Below are 19,449 nucleotides of genomic sequence, written 5' to 3' on the forward strand. Positions count from 1 at the left end.
AGGCCTCAAACCTTCAACACTTTCCCACTGACCGCCACCGCCACCAACGACAGCGCGATCAACCCGAACGCAAAGCTCAGGCTGCTGCCATGGGCGACGAATCCGATCAGCGCCGGGCCTGCGAGGATGCCGGCGTAGCCGATGGTGGTGATGGCCGGTACGGCGATCGCTTCAGGCATCAGCGTCTGCTTGCCGACCGCGGTGTACAACACCGGCACGATGTTCGAACACCCGGCCCCGACCAACGCATACCCCAACAGCGCCGCCTGCCACATCGGTGCCAGGGTCGCCAGCAGGAACCCGGCCGCAGCGGTCGCGCCGCCGTAGATAATCACGCGTCTGGCGCCCAGGCGATGCACCACCGAATCCCCCGTCAAGCGGCCGACGGTCATGGTCAGCGCGAATGCGGCATAACCGAGCCCGGCATAGGCGGTTTCCACTCCACGCTCGGCCGTCAGAAATACCGCGCTCCAGTCCAGCACCGCGCCTTCGGCCAGGAATACGATGAAACACAAGATGCCGATAAACAGCACCACGCCGTGGGGAATGGCAAACGCCGGGCCCGAACTTTCACTGCCATAGGGCAGCAGATGCGGCGCCGCCTTGAACAGCGCCACCAGCAACAGTGCATTGACCACCAGCGTCGCCCCCAGGGGCGAAAGGCCGAGGCCGAGCAGCGCGCTCACACCGGCCGCGCCAATGATCCCGCCGAGGCTGAACATGCCGTGAAAACCCGACATCATGGTCTTACCGCTGGCCCGCTCGACGATCACCGCCTGCAGGTTGACGGTCGAGTCCACGGTGCCGAGGCCGGCGCCAAACAAGAACAAGGCTGCCACCAGCCAGGGCAAAGACGTCATCGTTGCCAGCGCGGGCAAGGCCAGGCAGATCAGAATCGTGCCGCCACTGAGCACCCGCCGGCAGCCAAATCGCGCCGCCAGTGCGCCGGAAATCGGCATCGCCAGAATCGACCCCACCCCAAGGCACAACAGCAGCAACCCGAGAGTGCCTTCGTCCAGGTTCGCCCGCACCTTGGCGTACGGCACCAGCGGCGCCCAGGCCGCGATCCCGACACCGGCGATGAGATAGGCAATGCGGGTGGACATCTGTTCCAGGCGTCCGGGGATGAAGGTTGGCGGTGGCGTAATGGCAGTCATGAAACGTCCTTGGTTTGGCGAGGCGATGGTGCGGGCGGGCCCTATGCTTGCACATCCACTGACCGCGCCGCGACCTCAAGGTGCCGAAGAGGTGCGTGGGTGGCAAGCACGCTTTGCCTGCACAGCCTTGGCCGGAATAAAGTACCGGCTTTCGCTGGCTGAATCCGGGTCTGGTCCATGACGCAGTTTTATGATGCACGGGGCAATATTTATGGCGTGGTCTCACCGCAGCAGGTCCGTGCCCAAGGCATTGACCTGCCGCCGACAGCCGCCCAGGCTGCCCAGGCCCGCCAAGCCTGGACCCGCGCCGCAGTGCAGGCCTTCTGTAGTTGGGCGCCGGGTCAGGCGCCGCCGGATGCCAAGGCCCATTGCAGCGATGGTCTGCTGATCGGCCCGTTCCAGAATGAGCCACCTTTTGACCTGTTGATCGTCAACACCGACGGGACCCTGGCCGAGCGCAGCGGCAATGGCCTGACGATTTTCTCCCAGGCGCTCAAAGAGCAAGGTTTGATGCCGAGCGACGGCGAATGTGTGCTACAGGTTCATCACGACAAACGTGAAGGCGTGTCACCGCTGCAAACGGCGGTCCGCGTAGCGGAGTTCGAAGGTCTCTCGGGTTTCTGGCTGGACTTGGGAAAACCACTTTTCGGCCCCGGCGCTGTCGCGGCTCAAGGCATGCAAAGCGTGATCGTCAACCAGCGCGAAGTCAGCCGTGTGGCTGCGCTCCATGCTTTGAATCCGGCCTGGGGCAGCAGTCAGTTCGTGAATATTGGCAACCCGCACTGCGTGACCCTGGTGGACAGCGCCGAGACGTTGCCAAGTAACCCGCAGATGCGTGCCCCGGCGTTGGCGCAAAGCCTGACGCGCATTGCCTATGCGCCGCCCGGTGGGGCCGGGATTCCCTGCCCGGCGGGAGTGAACCTGCAGTGGGCCTGGCGCCAGGCCGAAGCAAGCATTGCCGCGCGGATTTTTGAACGAGGGGAAGGTCCCACCGCTTCTTCGGGCACCAGTGCCAGTGCGGTGGCGTGCGCCGCGTGGCGAGTGGGTTGGGTGAAGGCGGGGGCGGTGAGTGTGGTGATGCCGGGTGGCACTGCACCGATTCTGCTGGAAGAACAGGCGGGTGAGCTGCTGCGGGTCAGATTGTTTGGTGTTGCGCGGTCTGTGTCATAGACGATCTGCGCCGCAGTCAATGACGCCATCGCGAGCAGGCTCGCTCCCACATTCGATCTTCAGCGGGCACAAAAATGCGCGTTCGGCGCCGCTCCACTGTGGGAGCGAGCCTGCTCGCGATGACGCAGGCACATCCAGCATCAATGCAACTGAACCACCGCTATCGCGATGACCTCAGCCTGGCTGAACCGCAAACTCCACCATCGGCATCTGCCGCTTCATCAGCACTTCGCCATTGCGAATGGAGTAAAGCGGTAGGCCCTGGCTACGGATCACTTCGTAGTCACTGTCGGCCGAGAGGATCAGCAGATTCGCCGGGCGCCCGGTTTCCAGGCCGTAGCGCTCGCCCAGGGCCATGGCCTTGGCGCTGTTGTCGGTGACCAGGTCCAGGGCGCTTTGCAGGTTGCGGTAACCCAGCATGTGGCAGATGTGCAGGCCGGCTTCCAGCACCCGCAGGATATTGCCGTTGCCCAGGGGGTACCACGGGTCGACGATGGAGTCCTGGCCGAAGCACACGTTCATCCCCGCTTCGAGCAGTTCATTGACCCGGGTGACGCCGCGGCGTTTAGGGAAGTTATCGAAACGTCCTTGCAGGTGGATGCTTTCGGTGGGACAGGAAACGAAGCTGATGCCCGAGTGCCCGAGCAGGCGAAACAGCTTGGCGCAGTAGGCATTGTCATAGGAGCCCATGGCCGTGGTGTGGCTGGCGGTGACGCGGGCGCCCATGTCGCGGCTGCGGGCTTCTTCGGCCAGCACTTCGAGAAAGCGCGAGTGCGGGTCGTCGGTCTCGTCGCAATGCACGTCCACCAGGCAACCGGTGCGCTCGGCCAGGTCCATCAGGAATTTCACCGAGCTTACGCCTTGATCCCGGGTGTACTCGAAATGCGGAATGCCGCCCACCACGTCGGCACCCATTCGAATTGCTTCCTCCATCAGTTCGCGGCCGTTGCGGTAGGACTCGATGCCTTCCTGGGGAAACGCGACGATCTGCAGGTCGATCAGGTGACGACTTTCCTCACGCACTTCAAGCATGGCTTTGAGGGCGGTGAGGTCAGGATCGGTGACGTCGACATGGGTGCGCACATGCTGGATGCCATGGGCGGCCAATGCCTGGATGGTTTTTTTGGCGCGGGTCTTGGTGTCTTCCTGGGTGATGGTGGCCTTGCGCTCGCCCCAGCACTCGATGCCCTCGAACAGCGTCCCGCTCATGTTCCAGCGGGGTTCGCCGGCGGTGAGGGTGGCATCCAGATGAATGTGCGGTTCGACGAACGGCGGCACCACCAGATTACCGCCGGCGTCGAGGTCTTGCGGGCCGAGGCTCGGGGCTTCGGTCTGGCGTGCAATGCTGGCGATCAGGCCGTTTTCCAGGTGCAGTTCATGCAAGCCTTCGCGGTTGCGCAGGCGGGCGTTGATGATGTGCATCAAGCGAGTCCTTCTCAAAGATCTTGGAGGGGGGTATCGGTGGCGCGAATTCCCAATAGGCCGATCAATATCACATACGTTAGCGCGCCGGTGGCGATTCCTACCAGTGGCGCAACCCAAGGCGAAGTGAACGCCGCGAGGGTGCCTGCGCCGTACGCAAACAGCCCCGGCCAGTTGAAGGCCGGCAGCTGCGCTTGGGCCAGACGCGGATAGCGTCCGCGCCAGCGGAAGAAGAAATCGGCCATGATCACTCCACCAATCGGCGGGATCACCGTGCCCAGCAAAATCAGGTAAGGCACCAGCAGATCGTACATGCCCAGCAGGGCCAGCAGTGTGCCGATCGCCGCGCCGCCCAGGGTCACGGTTTTGCGCCGACGGGTGCGCAGCAGATTGCAGCCGGCCACGGCAAAGTTATAGATGGTGTTGTCCTGGGTGCTCCAGATGTTGAGCAGCAGCATTGCCATCGCCGCCATGGCGAAGCCTTGCAACAGCAGAACTTCCACTACGTCCGGCTGCTGATAGACGATGGCTCCGTAGGCGCCGATCAATACCATCAGGCCGTTGCCGATGAAAAAGCCGATCAGGCTTGCCAGCACCGCGATCTTCGCCGAGCGGGAAAACCGCGTCCAGTTGGTCGCCTGGGTGGCACCGCTGACGAACGTGCCGAACACCAGCGTGATGGCGGTGGACCAATCGAGGCTGCCCGTCGGCACCACCGCCAGCAACCCATCCAGGCCACCGACCTTTACCGTCGCGACCCACATCGACAACATCAGCAACAACATCATGGCTGGCACGGCGATGTACGACAGGATCTCGAGCCCGCGATAACCGATGTAGGCGGTGACGCAGAACCCCAGGCCGAACAGCACCATCAGCCCCAGCACGGTGCCTTCGTTCAAATGAAAATACTTGCCCAGTACCACCGCCGCCGTCGCCGTGCCCCAGGCGTACCAGCCGATCTGGGTGAAACCCAGGATCAAGTCGCTGAGCTTGCTGCCCACCTCACCGAAACAGAAGCGACCCATCAGCACCGAATTGAGCCCGCTCTTGAAGGCGATATAACCCAGGCCGGCGGCATACAGGCCCAACAGCAGATTGCCGATCACGATGACCGTGAGCATTTCGGCAAAACCGAACGCTACCCCCAGCTTGCCACCGGCAAACATCGTGGCGGTGAAAAAGGTGAAGCCCAGCAGCACCATGGCCGTGGAGGCCAGGCCCTTGCGGGCATGCATCGGGACTTCGCTCAAGGGATAGTCGTTGCCCGGATCGTTTTGAGTCATGTGGAGGTCCTTGCGCAGGAGGAAGATGTCGCAAGCGTGCAGCGCCCGTGCCAAGCGAGTGATCGCGAGGTTATTTATAGCCAATCCGTGGGATTGGGTAAGTGAAGAGAACGAAAGCGGTGCGGCGGTGGTTCAAGTTGGAACACAGTTTCCACTGCCTATGCGGTTTCTTCAGGTGGGAGAGAGCAGCGCTAGAAACCGCAACACCGCCGCGACGATGGCCTCCGGCGCGTCTTCCTGGACCAAATGCCCTGCATTGGGAACGGGATGAAACTGTGCGCCCGGTATCATCCGTTGCAACGCCCGACCGCGTTCGATGGGGATCCACTGATCGTCTTCTCCCCAAAGGATCTGCGTCGGGCAGCGCACGGTTGCATACAGCGGTTCGACCTCGCGGGTATAGCGTTCGTCCATCTGCGCGATCTGCCGATAGAGCGCGGCCTGGCCGGTCTCGCCAAGCCAGGGCTGCACGTACGGCGCCAGTTCTTCATCGGGGATCTGCCTGTTGATCGCACCCCGGATATAGGTCGGTACGATGGCCCGCTGAATGTAATCGGGCAGGCCGCTGAACGCCGCTTCGTACTGGCGCACATGCTGGACAAAAGGTGAACCCCAGGGCGACAGCGCCACCGGATCGATCAGGGTCAGGCTGCGGTAGTGCTTGCCGTTGAGCAGGTGCGTGCGCAGGGCGGTTGCGCCACCAAAATCGTGGGCCACCACGTCCGGGCAATCCAGGCCCCAGTGTTCCAGCAACTGCGCGAGCAACTGGTTTTGCACACCGAGGGAAACGTCGGCGTCCGGTTGTGCGGATTGGCCGTAACCCAGCAGGTCAAAGTAATGCACCTTGTGAGTGGCGAAGAACAGCGGGGCGATTCGGTGCCACACGTAGGAAGAGAAGGGCGTGCCGTGGACAAACACCAGCGGCGGGCCGTCGCCGTGGACGGCGTAACGGATGCGGTGTCCGTTGAAGTTGTATTCGTGATCCAGGGGCCAGTGGCTCATGGTCGCGTCCTCTTGGCATGTTCGAGCCAAAAAGCATAGACACAAAAAAAGCCAATGCCACAGGTCCTTGTGGCCCGCTTACTCGCCGCGGTAGATGCAACCGCTGGTGCAGGTCTCATGGATGCGAATGGCACTGAGTTCCGGCAACAATGGCTTCAACTGTTCCCAGATCCACTTGGCCAGGACTTCGCTGGTGGGGTTTTCCAGGCCGGGAATGTCGTTGAGGTAGTTGTGGTCCAGGCGCTCGTAGAGCGGTTTGAAGATCGCCTTGATCTCCGAGAAGTCCCGAATCCAGCCGGTGTGCGGGTCGATGTCGCCGCTCAGGTGAATCGCCACTTTGAACGAGTGACCGTGCAGGCGGCCGCACTTGTGACCGTCTGGCACGTGGGGCAGGCGGTGGGCGGATTCGAAGGTGAATTCTTTGAAAATTTCCACAGGTTCAGGCTCTTTAAGGTAGCGGTCGCGAGGCAGGCGGCGGAGTTTATCAGTTTGGTTCCGGCGTTGCGCGACCGTGCTGACTAAAGGGTCAGCAAACGCCCGCCCAGCCCACCGTTGGCCGCCAGTTCAAGGAACTCGTCACCGAGCCGGCGGCTTTCGTCCATCGCCGTGCGCCAGTATTTGCGGCGGCTCGTGTCATCGCCCATGAAACGCTTGAAGTCGTTACGGTCCGGCAGCTTGCCGAAGGGCAGGCGCGCCAGGTATTCACGGGACGGCGCCAGTAACAGCACGTCCTGCAGGCGCTCGACGTTCCCCCGGCGCCATGGCAGGCCCTTGTCGAACCAGCCGGGAATGACCCGGTCGGTGAAGTGCGGATACAGCACGATGTCTTCGCCGCTGTAGGGCAGGTCCAGGTGGTAGTCCAACAGGCCGCCGTCGCGGTAGGTGCCAACGCCGGCGCCGGGTAGGTCGCGCACGCCCTCCATCACCATCGGGATCGAGCCGGATGCCAGCAGCGCCTGGCGCAGATTACCGGCCTCCAGTGGGACGAAGCGTGACGGAAAGTCATTCAACGGGTGCAACGGCGGCGCCCGGCGTGGGTCGTGGACGATCAGCCGTTCGAAATGCCGCGACAGGCGCGCTCTGCCGCGCAGGTTGTCGGCGATCACCGACGACAATCCCAGGCCGAGCCGCCCGCGATGATCCTGGGCCAGCAAACCGTGACTTTTGACCACCATGATGTTGAGCCGGTAATGCGGGTTTTCGAGGATCGACGTATCACGGCCCTGGAGCAGATCATCGAGCATGCGCTGCGAACTCTGGCTGACCCCGGCCATGGTCACGCCTTTGGCAAAGCTTTGCTCGTTGTACAGGGTGCCCAGGCGCCGGATCCCCTCGGCGGCATCCGGCAGGCAGGCGCTGGCGAAGCGCCAGGAACCCACCGAAGCACCGATCAGCGAGCGCTCCCGGGGCGCGGCAGGCAGCCACTCGCCAAACAGCGCCAGGTCCAGCCCCTGAATGCCCAAGGCCTTGGGGCCACCAGCGGCGCCCGGCAGAATGCCGACATCGGCAGCGTTCAGGCCAGCCTGGCGAATGCGTGCCAGAGCACGAGGGCCGGCCTTGAGGGTCAGGGCAGGGAACTTGATGTGGATGGCGGTCATACCGGTCTCGAATGGTGCAACGGATAATTTAACGGCGTCAGCCCTGTGGCAGCGAGCAGGCTCGCTCCCACATTGATCTGTGTTCAATGATGGCAATTCAGTTTCAGTTAAGTTCGCCCCGATACAGTTCCCCGGTGAAGATTACAAAAAAAGGAGACAACCCATGAACCGCCTGACTGCCTTTTTCATCGTTACCCTGATGGCCATCAGTGGCCTGGCCAGCGCACGAGATCTCACGGCCGACGAAGCCCAAAAGCTGCAGGACGCTGGTACCATTCTGTCGGTTGAAAAACTCAACGCCACTGCCTTGTCCAAACACCCTGGCGCCACCTTGACCGATACCGAGCTGGAACAAGAATACGGCAAGTACATCTATCAGGTGGACTTGCGCGATGCCCAGGGCGTTGACTGGGAACTTGAATTGGACGCGGTTGACGGCAAGGTACTCAAGAATCATCAGGATCTGTAATGAAGCTTAATTTACGCCCTCGCAGCCGTTGGGGGCTGGCGCTGCTGGTGTTCTGTTCACTGGCCGTCGCCCGAGACCTGGACCAGGATGAGGCCCTGCAATTGCGGCAGCAGGGCGTGATCCTGCCCCTGGAACATTTGCTGCAACAGGCGCTGGATCGCCACCCCGGCGCCAAACTGCTGGAGGCCGAGCTGGAAGAAAAACACGGCGTCTATATTTACGAGGTCGAATTGCTGGCTACCGACGGCGTTGTGCGCGAACTGGACCTGGAGGCCGCGACCGGCCGTTTACTCAAAGATGAGGAAGACTGATGCGCCTGCTTCTGGTGGAAGATCATGTTCCCCTGGCCGACGAAGTGATGGCCGGGCTGACGCGGCAGGGTTACGCCGTCGACTGGCTCGCCGATGGCCGCGACGCGGTTTATCAGGGCAGCAGCGAGCCTTATGACCTGATCATCCTCGATCTCGGCTTGCCGGGTGTGCCGGGGCTTGAAGTGTTGGCCCAATGGCGCGCGGGCGGCCTGAGCACGCCTGTGCTGATCCTGACCGCCCGCGGTTCCTGGGCCGAACGCATCGAAGGCCTCAAGGCCGGGGCCGATGATTACCTGACCAAACCCTTTCATCCCGAAGAGCTGCACCTGCGGATCCAGGCATTGCTGCGCCGCTCCCATGGCCAGGCCAACCAGCCGACGCTCCAGGCGGCCGGGTTGCATCTGGATGAAGGTCGCCAGTGTGTGAGCCGCGACGGCACCGAGATCCAACTGACCGCGGCCGAATTTCGCCTGCTGCGCTATTTCATGCTTCATCCCGAGCAAATCCTGTCCAAGAGCCATCTCGCCGAACACCTGTATGACGGTGAAACCGAGCGCGATTCCAATGTACTGGAAGTCCATGTCAATCACTTGCGGCGCAAGCTGGGCCGCAGCGTGATCGAAACCCGTCGCGGCCAGGGTTACCTGTTCGGCGGGCAGGCGCAGTGAGATCGATCCAGCGGCGTCTGAGCCTGGGCCTGATCGGTGTGATGGTGGTGGTCGGCCTGGTTCTGGCGCAGACCAGTCTGTGGTTGTTCGAGCTGGGTCTGCAGCGGTACCTGGAGGCGGGGCTGCGCAACGACAGCGAGAACCTGCTGGTGGCCTTGGTGCGTGGTCCGCAAGGCCTGCAACTGGATGAGCGACGCTTGTCGCCGGCTTATCTGCGACCATTTTCCGGGCATTATTTCCGCATCGATTTTGCCGATACGCATTGGCGCTCCCGCTCCCTTTGGGACCAGGAGTTGCCCCATCTCGACCATCCGGGGCTGCACAGCAACCTGCAATTGGGGCCTGAAGGTCAGAAGCTGCTGGTCCTGCGCACCGACTATCGGCGTCTGGGCCAGGCGATTTCCATCAGCGTGGCCCAGGACTACACGCCCGTGCGGGACAGCTTCCTGCGCATGCAGCAGATCGGCCTGGGACTTGGGTTGGCGGGGTTGCTGTTGATTCTGTTGTTGCAACGCATCACGGTGCACCGCGCCTTGCGCCCGCTGGACAAAGCCCGGGAGCAGATCGCCCAGTTGCAGCGCGGGCAGCGTTCGCAACTTGACGAACAGGTGCCCCGGGAACTGGAACCGCTGGTGGCGCAGATCAACCATCTGCTGGCCCATACCGAGGACAGCCTCAAACGTTCACGCAACGCCCTGGGCAACCTGGGTCACGCCCTGAAAACTCCACTGGCGGTGCTGCAAAGCCTGGCCTCGAATGAAAAACTCGACCCTTACCCCGAGCTGCGCAAGCTGTTGCTCGAACAACTGGAGCAGGTCCGTCAGCGCCTGAACCGCGAACTCAACCGCGCCCGACTGTCCGGCGATGCCTTGCCCGGTGCCCATCTTGACTGCGACGCGGAACTGCCGGCGTTGCTGGCCACGTTGAGCATGATCCATGGTGAGCACTTGCACTTGGCTTACGTCGCGCCGCCCGGCCTGCACCTGCCCTGGGATCGTGAAGATCTGTTGGAACTGCTGGGCAACCTGCTGGACAACGCCTGCAAATGGGCCGACGCGCAAGTGCGCCTGACCGTGAGCGAGACAGCCGAGGGGTTCAGCCTGGCGGTGGAAGACGATGGGCCAGGCATTCCCGCAGACCGCCGCGATCAAGTCTTCAGCCGCGGCACGCGGCTCGATGAGCAGACCGACGGCCACGGTCTGGGGCTGGGCATCGTGCGGGACATCGTCGACACCTGGGGCGGGACACTGGCGCTGGGCGACAGCGAGTGGGGCGGGCTGAAGGTCACGATCGGATTGCCCAAGCGCTGATCTCTGGTGGGAGCGAGCCTGCTCGCGATAGCGCCGGGTCAGCCACTTCAATATCAACTGACAGACCGCTATCGCGAGCAGGCTCGCTCCCACATTGTTTTGGGGCTGGACTCAAGATATCGGTGCGTTCCCGCTCTCATGCGGATATAAAACCCGCCGCATGACCCTTGCAGCTTCTCGCCGCTTCCTGCAAAGTCGCGACCTTTTTGTCCGGTGGCTCTCCATCGCTATGCTTTGAGGTAATGATGATAAATGCAGTAATTGCCGCGGTTGGCGTGATGCTGGTGCTCAGTCTGTCCCGCGTGCATGTGGTGATCGCGCTGATTATCGGCGCTCTGGTGGGCGGTCTGACTGGCGGCCTGGGCATCGACGCCACGCTCAAGGCGTTCAATGCCGGCCTCGGGGGCGGGGCAACCGTGGCGTTGTCCTACGCTTTGCTGGGTGCTTTCGCCGTAGCGATTGCCAAGTCCGGCATGGCTCACGCCCTGGCCGACAAAGCCCTGGCCATGGTGGATCGCCAGGACGTCGCCGGTGGCTCGGGGGTCAAATGGGTCCTGATCGGCTTGCTGGGAACGGTAGCGGTTGCCTCCCAGAATATTCTGCCGATCCACATCGCCTTCATCCCGCTGTTGGTACCGCCGCTTCTTTATGTACTGACCAAGCTGCAGCTGGACCGCCGGTTGATTGCCTGCGTCATGACTTTTGGCTTGATCACGCCCTACATGTTCCTGCCGGTGGGCTTTGGCAACATCTTCCTCAACGAGATCCTGCTGGCCAACGTCGCCCGCAGCGGCGTGGACGTCAGTGACATCAACATCACCCATGCCATGGGCATTCCGGCGCTGGGCATGGTGTTTGGTTTGGTCATGGCGTTTTTCACGTATCGCAAAAAACGCATCTACGACCTGAAAACAATCGCCAGGGCCGAACAGGTGACCGTGCGCTACAACCCGTTGAGCCTGTTGGTCGCGGGACTGGCGATCGCGGCGGCGTTTGCCATTCAGCTCCTGCTGGATTCGATGATCATCGGTGCCCTGGTCGGGTTCCTGATTTTCTCGGTGTCGGGGGTGGTGCGTTGGCGCGAAACCGACGACCTGTTCACCGAAGGCATGAAGATGATGGCGATGATCGGTTTCATCATGATCGCCGCCTCAGGCTTTGCCGAAGTGATGAAGGCAACAGGTGAAGTCCAGAGCCTGGTGGAAACCTCGGCGGCCTGGATCGGCCACAACAAGGGCATCGGCGCCCTGTTGATGTTGCTGGTGGGCTTGCTGGTGACCATGGGCATCGGTTCGTCGTTCTCCACGGTGCCGATCCTGGCGACGATCTTCGTGCCGCTGTGCCTGCAATTGGGTTTCAGCCCGCTGGCGATCGTTTGCATCGTCGGCACCGCCGGAGCCCTGGGCGATGCCGGCTCGCCCGCTTCGGACTCGACCCTGGGCCCGACCTCCGGGCTGAACATCGATGGCCAGCACCACCACATCTGGGACACCGTGGTCCCGACCTTCATCCATTACAACTTGCCGCTGCTGGTGTTTGGCTGGGTGGCGGCGATGGTGTTGTAATCCGGGACCCAGTCGCCTTCATCGCGAGCAGGCTCGCTCCCACAGGGGTGTTCACAGAATATCCAATGTGAGAGCGAGCCTGCTCGCGATAAGGCCCCCAAAATCCAGCACCTCTTTAGCTGACCACTCGGCGCAAGCCCTTCACCTTGTCCTACAGTTTTCCCGCGCCGTGCCGTTAACACAGTTAACCACGCCATAAAACCGATAAGAGTGAACAGTATGCGCCTGAGCCTGAAGGCTAAAGTTCTGTCCTTGGCAATACTGCCTGTATTGCTATCCGCCGCTATTATCAGCCTGACCACGGCCTTCATTCTGAAGGAACAGGCCGGCAAAGAGGTTCAGCAAACCCGCGAGCGCTTGCTCAGCGACGCCAAGGCCACCCTGCAGAATTACGTCGCGGTGGGGCTTACTGCCATCAAGCCGTTGTACGACGCGTCGGCGCCGGGGGATAACGCCGCGCGGGCCGAGGCTATCAAGCTGCTGTCGAACGTCACCTACGGCAAGGACGGCTATTTCTTCGGTTACGACTCCGAAACTGTTCGTCTCTTCAAGGCCAACAGCCCCGACGGTGTGGGCAAAAACTTCAAGGACAACCGCGATCCCAATGGTGTCTATGTCAACCGTGACCTGGTGAAAGTCGCCAAGGACGGAACCCACTATCTGGAATACAGCTCGCCACTGCCAAACAGCAAGGAACTGGTGCCAAAGCTCGGCTACACCGACTACTTGCCCAAGTGGGACATGGCGGTCGGCAGCTCGGTCAACCTGGACGGCATTGAAGCTCAGGTAGCACTGGTTGAGGCCAAGGTTCAAGAACGTCTGCAAGGCGTTCTGCTGAGCATCGTGGGCATTGCTGTGGTGGTATTGCTGGTGATTGCGGTGGTGGGCATGTTGCTGGCCAATGCCATCCTGCGGCCGCTGCACCTGATGAAAGACAACCTCGATGACATCGCGGCGGGCGAGGGCGACCTGACTCGCCGCCTGGCGATCACCAGCCAGGACGAACTCGGCCAACTGGCCGGCTCGTTCAACCGTTTTGTCGACAAGATCCACGGTCTGGTCCGGCAGATCACCGAAATGACCTCGCAGCTGACTGGGCTGGTGGCGCAGGTTTCCGAGCAGGCACAGCGCTCCGAGCAGGCCATGGAGCGTCAGCGTCACGAAACCGACCAGGTCGCCACGGCGATCAACGAGATGTCTTCGGCCGCCCAGGAAGTGGCTCGCAGTGCCCAGGGTGCCGCTGTCGCGGCCCAGCAGACCGACGAAGAAGGCCAGTCGGCCAAGCGTGTGGTGGCCGGCAGTATCCAGCAGATTCATGCACTGGTGAGCGATATTCGCAGCAGCGGCCTGTCCCTGGACAGTTTGCAACAGGACGTGGCTTCGATTGTCAGCGTGCTGGGGGTGATTCGTTCGATCGCCGAGCAGACCAACCTGTTGGCGCTGAACGCCGCCATCGAGGCCGCTCGCGCCGGGGAAGCGGGCCGCGGTTTTGCCGTGGTGGCTGATGAAGTGCGGGCCCTGGCCAGTCGGACTCAGCAAAGTACCCAGGAAATCCAGGGCATGATTGATCGTCTGCAGTCGGGCACCCACGCAGCGGTAGAAGCGATGCGCCGCTCCAGCGAAGCGGGCGATGGCACGTCGGTGCAGGCCAATGAGGCCGGGGCGTCCCTGGACACCATGGCGCAGTTGATCGGCACCATCAATTCGATGAACGCCCAGATCGCCAGCGCTGCTGAAGAACAGACCGCCGTGGCCGAGGAAATCAACCGCAGCGTGCACCAGATCGCCGTGGCGGTGGACAGCGTCGCCGACGAAACTCAACTCGGTGCCCAGACCTCCCGCAGCTTGGCCGATCTGGGCCAACGCCTGGGCAAACTGGTGGGGCAGTTCCGCATCTGAGTCGTGCAGCAGGAGCTGCCGAAGGCTGCGATCTTTCGTGCTCGATCCGGATGTTTCGCCTGGGCAACCGGGCCCTATCGGGAAAGGAGGATCGCAGCCTTCGGCAGTTCTTGCCGGACGCAGGCAAACACGACCTTGTGGGAGCGAGCCTGCTCGCGATGGCGGTAGATCAGTCAATGACGATGTTGACTGTGAAGGCGCTATCGCGAGCAGGCTCGCTCCCACAATTGTTTGGCGGTGTCTGCATTATTGGGGAGGCCGTGCAGGTGCTACGCTTCTCGCACATCCCGCATCAACAACCCAAACCGCAAATCCACCGCATCCGGAATCGGCACGTACACCACATGCCCGTCTCCCGGTGCCACGTCGATGCCCTGGCCGTTGACGTTTTGCAGTTGATGCAGGTCGAAGTGAAAGTTGCCCTTGGGGGTCATCAATTCCATGTGATCGCCCAGGCCAAAGCGGTTCTTGACCCGGACTTCGGCCAGACGCTCGCGCCGCTGGCCGGTCAATTCACCGACGAACTGCTGGCGCTCCGACACTGAGCTGCCGTTCTGATAGTTCTGGTACTCATCATGAACATGCCGGCGTAGAAAACCCTCGGTGTAGCCGCGCTGGGCCAGGGATTCGAGATCGGTCATCAGGCTGCGGTCAAACTCCCGGCCGGCCACGGCGTCGTCGATCGCCCGGCGATAGACCTGGGTGGTGCGTGCGCAATAAAAGTGCGACTTGGTCCGGCCTTCGATCTTCAAGGAATGCACGCCCATGCGGGCAAGCCGCTCCACGTGTTGCACGGCCCGCAGATCCTTGGCGTTCATGATGTAGGTGCCGTGCTCATCCTCGAAGGCCGGCATCGATTCCTCCGGGCGGTTCGCTTCCTGAAGCAGGAACACCTGGTCGGTGGGCGCGCCGAGGCCCAGGGTCGGTTCGGCTGGCCAGGTCTGCACGATATCGCCCACCGCGTTTTCCTGCGCCGGTTGCGCCGAATATTTCCAGCGACAGGCGTTGGTGCAACTGCCCTGGTTGGCGTCGCGCCGGTTCAGGTAGCCCGACAGCAGGCAACGTCCGGAATAGGCCATGCACAGCGCCCCGTGAACGAACACTTCCAGTTCCATGGCCGGCACCTGCTCACGGATTTCGGCGATCTCCTCCAAGGACAGCTCCCGGGACAGGATGATGCGGCTCAAGCCCTGCTGTTGCCAGAACTCGACGCTGGCCCAGTTCACGGTGTTGGCCTGCACCGACAGATGAATCGGCATCTGCGGGAAATGCCGGCGCACCAGCATGATCAAGCCGGGGTCGGACATGATCAGCGCGTCCGGTGCCATGGCAATCACAGGCTCCAGGTCTTTGAGGAAGGTGCGCAGCTTGGCGTTGTGGGGCGCGATGTTCACCACCACATAGAAGCGCTTGCCCATGGCCTGGGCCTCGCCAATGCCCAAGGCCAGGTTGGCGTGGTCGAACTCGTTGTTACGCACACGCAGGCTGTAGCGCGGCTGACCGGCGTACACCGCGTCGGCGCCGTAGGCGAAGGCATAACGCATGTTTTTCAGGGTGCCGGCGGGGGCGAGCAGTTCGGGGGCAACGAAGGGCATGGTAGCGTCGGATCGCAAAAAGCGCCGAGAGTACGCCACGACGGGTACCGTGCAATTGATCTGGATCAACACCGGATGCAAAGGGAAAGGCACTCCGGCGAATCCTGGCTGACTAACGTTTATCGCGCCAAGGATATGGAAAAGAAATGAACCGAAAGACCCTGCAAGACAAGTCCCAGATGCTGATGTTGATTCTGGTCACCATCGCTTTCATCTGGATCCTCCTGCCGTTTTATGGCGCCGTGTTCTGGGCAGTGATCCTGGGGATCGTCTTTGCGCCGATGCAGCGCCGCCTGCAACTGAAACTCGGCTGGCAGCGCAACCTCACTTCGCTGCTTACATTGAGTATTTGCGTGGTGATCGCGATCTTGCCGGTAATCGTCATCAGTACGTTGCTGGTCCAGGAAGGGGCGGCGTTGTACAAGAGCCTGGAAAGCGGAGAGTTGGACATTGCCGATTACCTGGCCCGCTTCCGGGATGCCTTGCCGCCTTACTTCCAGAACCTGCTCGACCGTTTTGGCCTGGGTAACCTGAACGGGCTGCGAGAGCGGATCGTCAAAGGTGCGATGCAAGGCAGCGAATTTTTCGCCACCCAGGCGTTCAGCTTCGGCCAGGGCACGTTTCAGTTCCTGGTGAGCTTCTTCGTCATGATTTATCTGTTGTTCTTTTTCCTGCGTGACGGCCCTGAGCTGGTGCGCAAGGTCCGTACCGCCGTTCCCCTGGCGGAGTACCAGAAACGTCGCCTGCAGTTGAAGTTCAACCGTGTGGTGCGGGCAACGGTGAAGGGAAACCTGCTGGTGGCCATCACCCAAGGGGCATTGGGTGGGCTGATTTTCTGGATCCTGGGGATTCCCACGGTGTTGCTCTGGGCGGTGCTGATGGCCTTTCTGTCGCTGTTGCCGGCGGTGGGCGCGGGCCTGGTCTGGGCGCCGGTGGCAGTGTATTTCCTGCTCTCCGGGGCCATCTGGCAGGGCGTGGTATTGACCCTGTTCGGGATATTCGTCATTGGCCTGGTGGACAATTTCCTGCGCCCCATCCTGGTGGGCAAGGATACGAAGATGCCCGACTACATGGTGCTGGTCTCGACATTGGGCGGGCTGGCGGTGTTCGGGCTGAACGGATTTGTGATCGGCCCGCTGATCGCCGCGCTGTTCATGTCGTGTTGGGCGCTGTTCGTCGAAAGCAAGCCGCGGGTGCGATTGCCCTAGGCCGTCAGCAGATAAGGGCCGATACGTTGTGACAGGGCTTGGGCGGCGGGCAGAGAAGTCAGCGGACCGCTGATGGTGACGCCGTCCTGCACCAGATACCAGCAGGCCAACAGACCACGCTCCCTGAGCGGGGTGGGCACGGCGCTGCCAATGACAGACATGATTTGAACCTTGGGCATGGGAACCTCCATCAATCGATGGAGTTACCTTACGACTCAGCAGGGGGGAGGAAAAATCAACCGCTTCAATAGTAGGAATCGATGCTGCTCAATCGACGACCAGATCGAGCATGTGCACCACTTCCTGCTCGTTGAGCAAGCCCTTGCGCACCAGGTGTTGCGTCAGCAGCGAAAGGAATTTGGCGCTGCGGTGGCCTTCCAGGTGCTTGAGTTCAGTCAGCGCGGTGTACACCTTGCTGGAGGTACACAGATCATTGTTGCGGTGCGGGTGTTGCGTGGGCATGTCTTCGTCCTTGTTGTTATGGAGATGTTTGTTGGCGGACAACGCCAGTTTGCGACGTCCTCATGACGTGCACGTGACGGTCGGGCCTGGCAAATTCAAGCAGGATTCAGACCATGATGCCTGTTCGGGCCTGACTGATTGTTCCGCCAGCGACATCGGCAAGCCTTTTCAATCAATCAGCCCTTTCTTTCGCCCACAAAAAAGCCCCTGAATCTTTCGATTCAGGGGCTTGATCTGCTGCTGTCTGGCTCCACGACCTGGACTCGAACCAGGGACCCAGTGATTAACAGTCACTTGCTCTACCAACTGAGCTATCGCGGAATGACGCGTATGTTACTGATTGGAAAAGAGAAGTCAAGCTTCTCTTGCCGGCCGGCACATTCCTCAGGTCCGTTGGCGATTAATCGGCGATTGGCGGTTACCGCAACGGCAGGAGAGGGCTACCATGGTCCCCCGGAAGTGGCTGGACGCGCTGCCGGCCATTCGCCAAACAAAGGTTTGCGCCATGAATCATCTGTTACCGCTTCACACAGGCAACCACACTGAGGTGCGCCTATGAGCACCGCCCAGATCAGCTTGCCCAAGGGCGTGGGACCGCACGCGGAGAAACTCTACGATGCCATCACCCAGGCCAGCACCGCTGACGAATTGAACCGTGCCGGTGGCAAGGCCGAGGGTTTTGTCCTGGGGCTGGAAAGCACCAAGGCCATCAAGAGTCAGATTGCCGAGTCGTTGTATGTGATCTACGACGATGCTGCGAGTCAGCGGGCGACGGAGCTGTAATTTCGACGAGTTGCTTTTGTGGCGAGGGAGCTTGCTCCCGCTGGGCTGCGCAGCAGCCCTAGGAAATGCTTGAGTCAATCAGTCTGACACACCGAGGTGGCTGGCTTTAGGGCTGCTTCGCAGCCCAGCGGGAGCAAGCTCCCTCGCCACGGGGTCAGCGTGAACGCAAAAAAAGGGAAGCCTTGGCTTCCCTTTTTTCATCCCGGCGGCCTTCAGATCACCTGAACAATCGCCTTGGTCACCGCATCGATGTTGTTCTGGTTCAGTGCGGCCACGCAGATGCGGCCGGTGTCCAGGGCATAGATGCCGAACTCGTTGCGCAGGCGCGTCACTTGTTCAACGGTCAGGCCGGAGTAGGAAAACATCCCGCGCTGGCGTGCGACGAAGCTGAAATCCCGGTGCGGAGCGGCTTTAGCCAGCATATCCACCATCTGGTTGCGCATGCCGCGAATCCGCAGACGCATTTCGGCCAGTTCCGCTTCCCATTGGGCCCGCAGTTCCGGGCTGTTGAGCACGGCTGCGACAATACTGGCGCCGTGGGTCGGCGGGTTGGAGTAGTTGGTGCGGATCACGCGCTTGACCTGGGACAGTACCCGGGCACTTTCCTCTTTCGATTCGCTGACGATCGACAGGGCGCCAACGCGCTCGCCGTACAGGGAGAACGATTTGGAGAACGAGCTGGACGCAAAGAAAGTCAGGCCCGACTCGGCGAACAGGCGCACGGCGGCGGCGTCTTCGTCGATACCGTCGCCAAAGCCCTGATAAGCCATGTCCAAAAATGGAACGTGGTTCTTGGCCTTGACCACGTCCAGTACGTTTTTCCAGTCTTGCGGGCTCAGGTCCACGCCGGTGGGGTTATGGCAGCAGGCGTGCAGCACGACGATCGAGCGGTCGGGCAGGGCGTTGAGGTCTTCCAGCAGGCCGTTGCGGTTCACGTCATGGGTAGCGGCGTCGTAGTAGCGGTAGTTCTGCACCGGGAAACCGGCAGTTTCGAACAGCGCGCGGTGGTTTTCCCAGCTTGGATCGCTGATGGCCACGACGGCGTCAGGCAGCAGTTGCTTGAGGAAGTCGGCGCCGATCTTCAGTGCGCCAGTGCCGCCCACGGCCTGGGTGGTGATGACGCGGCCGGAGGCGATCAGCGGCGAGTCCTTGCCAAACAGCAGGGTCTGGACCGCCTGGTCGTAGGCGGCAATGCCGTCGATCGGCAGGTAACCACGGGAAACGTGTTGGGCCACGCGGATCGTCTCGGCTTCGACAACGGCGCGCAGAAGTGGAATGCGCCCCTCTTCGTTGCAGTAAACACCCACGCCCAAGTTGACCTTATTGGTACGGGTGTCGGCGTTGAATGCTTCGTTGAGGCCCAGGATGGGGTCGCGTGGTGCCAATTCGACAGCGGAAAACAGGCTCATTATTGCGCGGCTCTGAATGGAGTGTGAGGGGACGTGTAGCGCTCCAGCCGAATGCACTAGAGCGGTGCACAAACGGGGAGCTAGTATAGAGGCCATCACCGGGCGCGGCGACAGGCGATTCGGTTTTTAAGGCAA

At 61.6% G+C, this 19,449-nt stretch carries 19 protein-coding genes, 1 tRNA gene and 1 pseudogene; 10 read left to right on the forward strand and 11 right to left on the reverse strand.

The features are described from left to right. Positions 1-5: 5 nt before the first annotated feature. The gene (locus tag PSEUDOMOFG3G_RS07395) at positions 6-1,157 is read right to left on the reverse strand and encodes an MFS transporter (protein WP_047229274.1); all 1,152 of its coding nucleotides are present in this window, start codon (positions 1,155-1,157) and stop codon (positions 6-8) included. 177 nt (positions 1,158-1,334) lie between these two features. Between PSEUDOMOFG3G_RS07395 and PSEUDOMOFG3G_RS07400 the strand changes: the two genes are divergently transcribed. Beyond that, entirely contained in the window at positions 1,335-2,327 is a 993-nt protein-coding gene (locus PSEUDOMOFG3G_RS07400; RefSeq protein WP_139049549.1) for a diaminopimelate epimerase, read from the forward strand. A gap of 174 nt (positions 2,328-2,501) precedes the next feature. On the opposite strand, the gene codA is transcribed toward PSEUDOMOFG3G_RS07400, so the two are convergent. From codA to PSEUDOMOFG3G_RS07425, 5 genes are all read right to left on the reverse strand, one after another. Continuing rightward, complete coding sequence (gene codA, locus PSEUDOMOFG3G_RS07405; RefSeq protein WP_107322224.1) at positions 2,502-3,749, reverse strand: cytosine deaminase; 1,248 nt, start codon at positions 3,747-3,749, stop codon at positions 2,502-2,504. A 14-nt stretch (positions 3,750-3,763) separates the two neighbouring features. Then, entirely contained in the window at positions 3,764-5,035 is a 1,272-nt protein-coding gene (gene codB, locus PSEUDOMOFG3G_RS07410) for a cytosine permease (protein ID WP_076383905.1), read from the reverse strand. Between the two features lie 171 nt (positions 5,036-5,206). Then, positions 5,207-6,037 carry an alpha/beta fold hydrolase gene (locus PSEUDOMOFG3G_RS07415; RefSeq protein ID WP_139049550.1) on the reverse strand — a complete coding sequence of 277 codons (831 nt, stop codon included), beginning with the start codon at positions 6,035-6,037 and terminating at the stop codon, positions 5,207-5,209. 78 nt (positions 6,038-6,115) lie between these two features. Beyond that, the gene (gene queD / locus PSEUDOMOFG3G_RS07420) at positions 6,116-6,472 is read right to left on the reverse strand and encodes a 6-carboxytetrahydropterin synthase QueD (RefSeq protein WP_047229269.1); all 357 of its coding nucleotides are present in this window, start codon (positions 6,470-6,472) and stop codon (positions 6,116-6,118) included. An 83-nt stretch (positions 6,473-6,555) separates the two neighbouring features. Further along, on the reverse strand, positions 6,556-7,635 hold the full coding sequence (locus tag PSEUDOMOFG3G_RS07425; RefSeq protein WP_139049551.1) for a patatin-like phospholipase family protein: 1,080 nt from the start codon (positions 7,633-7,635) through the stop codon (positions 6,556-6,558). 163 nt (positions 7,636-7,798) lie between these two features. Here PSEUDOMOFG3G_RS07425 and PSEUDOMOFG3G_RS07430 point away from each other — a divergent pair, with 163 nt between their 5' ends. The 7 genes and pseudogenes from PSEUDOMOFG3G_RS07430 to PSEUDOMOFG3G_RS28325 all read left to right on the forward strand — a co-directional run bounded on the left by PSEUDOMOFG3G_RS07430 (position 7,799) and on the right by PSEUDOMOFG3G_RS28325 (position 13,857). Next, a complete protein-coding gene (locus tag PSEUDOMOFG3G_RS07430) occupies positions 7,799-8,104 on the forward strand; it encodes a PepSY domain-containing protein (protein WP_047229267.1) in 306 nt (101 codons plus the stop codon). After that, on the forward strand, positions 8,104-8,415 hold the full coding sequence (locus tag PSEUDOMOFG3G_RS07435) for a PepSY domain-containing protein (protein ID WP_047229266.1): 312 nt from the start codon (positions 8,104-8,106) through the stop codon (positions 8,413-8,415). Before PSEUDOMOFG3G_RS07430 ends, PSEUDOMOFG3G_RS07435 begins: the two co-directional genes overlap by 1 nt. Beyond that, complete coding sequence (locus tag PSEUDOMOFG3G_RS07440) at positions 8,415-9,083, forward strand: response regulator transcription factor (RefSeq protein ID WP_047229265.1); 669 nt, start codon at positions 8,415-8,417, stop codon at positions 9,081-9,083. The genes PSEUDOMOFG3G_RS07435 and PSEUDOMOFG3G_RS07440 overlap by 1 nt, the downstream gene beginning before the upstream one ends. Further along, the gene (locus tag PSEUDOMOFG3G_RS07445) at positions 9,080-10,393 is read left to right on the forward strand and encodes an ATP-binding protein (RefSeq protein WP_139049552.1); all 1,314 of its coding nucleotides are present in this window, start codon (positions 9,080-9,082) and stop codon (positions 10,391-10,393) included. The genes PSEUDOMOFG3G_RS07440 and PSEUDOMOFG3G_RS07445 overlap by 4 nt, the downstream gene beginning before the upstream one ends. Before the next feature lie 248 nt (positions 10,394-10,641). Further along, positions 10,642-11,958 (forward strand): Na+/H+ antiporter family protein, encoded by a 1,317-nt coding sequence (locus PSEUDOMOFG3G_RS07450; protein ID WP_160891366.1) that lies wholly within the window; start codon positions 10,642-10,644, stop codon positions 11,956-11,958. A 219-nt stretch (positions 11,959-12,177) separates the two neighbouring features. Then, positions 12,178-12,999 (forward strand): annotated as a pseudogene (locus PSEUDOMOFG3G_RS28320) (cache domain-containing protein); the annotation flags it as partial. 102 nt (positions 13,000-13,101) lie between these two features. Beyond that, a complete protein-coding gene (locus PSEUDOMOFG3G_RS28325) occupies positions 13,102-13,857 on the forward strand; it encodes a methyl-accepting chemotaxis protein (RefSeq protein ID WP_373685067.1) in 756 nt (251 codons plus the stop codon). Positions 13,858-14,126: 269 nt separating this feature from the next. On the opposite strand, the gene yegQ is transcribed toward PSEUDOMOFG3G_RS28325, so the two are convergent. Then, positions 14,127-15,452, reverse strand: a complete 1,326-nt coding sequence (gene yegQ / locus PSEUDOMOFG3G_RS07460) for a tRNA 5-hydroxyuridine modification protein YegQ (RefSeq protein WP_076386590.1) — start codon at positions 15,450-15,452, stop codon at positions 14,127-14,129. A 146-nt stretch (positions 15,453-15,598) separates the two neighbouring features. Between yegQ and PSEUDOMOFG3G_RS07465 the strand changes: the two genes are divergently transcribed. Then, positions 15,599-16,660, forward strand: a complete 1,062-nt coding sequence (locus PSEUDOMOFG3G_RS07465; protein ID WP_139049554.1) for an AI-2E family transporter — start codon at positions 15,599-15,601, stop codon at positions 16,658-16,660. Here PSEUDOMOFG3G_RS07465 and PSEUDOMOFG3G_RS07470 read toward each other — a convergent pair. From PSEUDOMOFG3G_RS07470 to PSEUDOMOFG3G_RS07480, 3 genes are all read right to left on the reverse strand, one after another. Further along, positions 16,657-16,839, reverse strand: a complete 183-nt coding sequence (locus tag PSEUDOMOFG3G_RS07470; RefSeq protein ID WP_139049555.1) for a hypothetical protein — start codon at positions 16,837-16,839, stop codon at positions 16,657-16,659. The two genes, PSEUDOMOFG3G_RS07465 and PSEUDOMOFG3G_RS07470, sit on opposite strands and share 4 nt — an antisense overlap. Before the next feature lie 88 nt (positions 16,840-16,927). After that, positions 16,928-17,122, reverse strand: coding sequence for a hypothetical protein (locus tag PSEUDOMOFG3G_RS07475; protein ID WP_047229259.1), 195 nt, complete (start codon positions 17,120-17,122; stop codon positions 16,928-16,930). A gap of 245 nt (positions 17,123-17,367) precedes the next feature. Then, positions 17,368-17,443: transfer RNA gene (locus PSEUDOMOFG3G_RS07480), tRNA-Asn, on the reverse strand. A gap of 234 nt (positions 17,444-17,677) precedes the next feature. On the opposite strand from PSEUDOMOFG3G_RS07480, the gene PSEUDOMOFG3G_RS07485 reads away from it, so the two are divergent. Next, positions 17,678-17,905, forward strand: coding sequence for a hypothetical protein (locus tag PSEUDOMOFG3G_RS07485; protein ID WP_047229257.1), 228 nt, complete (start codon positions 17,678-17,680; stop codon positions 17,903-17,905). A 212-nt stretch (positions 17,906-18,117) separates the two neighbouring features. Here PSEUDOMOFG3G_RS07485 and PSEUDOMOFG3G_RS07490 read toward each other — a convergent pair whose 3' ends face one another. Then, positions 18,118-19,314, reverse strand: a complete 1,197-nt coding sequence (locus tag PSEUDOMOFG3G_RS07490) for an amino acid aminotransferase (RefSeq protein ID WP_139049556.1) — start codon at positions 19,312-19,314, stop codon at positions 18,118-18,120. Between the last annotated feature and the right edge of the window lie 135 nt (positions 19,315-19,449).

Origin of the sequence: Pseudomonas sp. FG-3G (assembly GCF_901007645.1) — a bacterium.
Taxonomy (GTDB): Bacteria; Pseudomonadota; Gammaproteobacteria; order Pseudomonadales; family Pseudomonadaceae; genus Aquipseudomonas; species Aquipseudomonas rhizophila.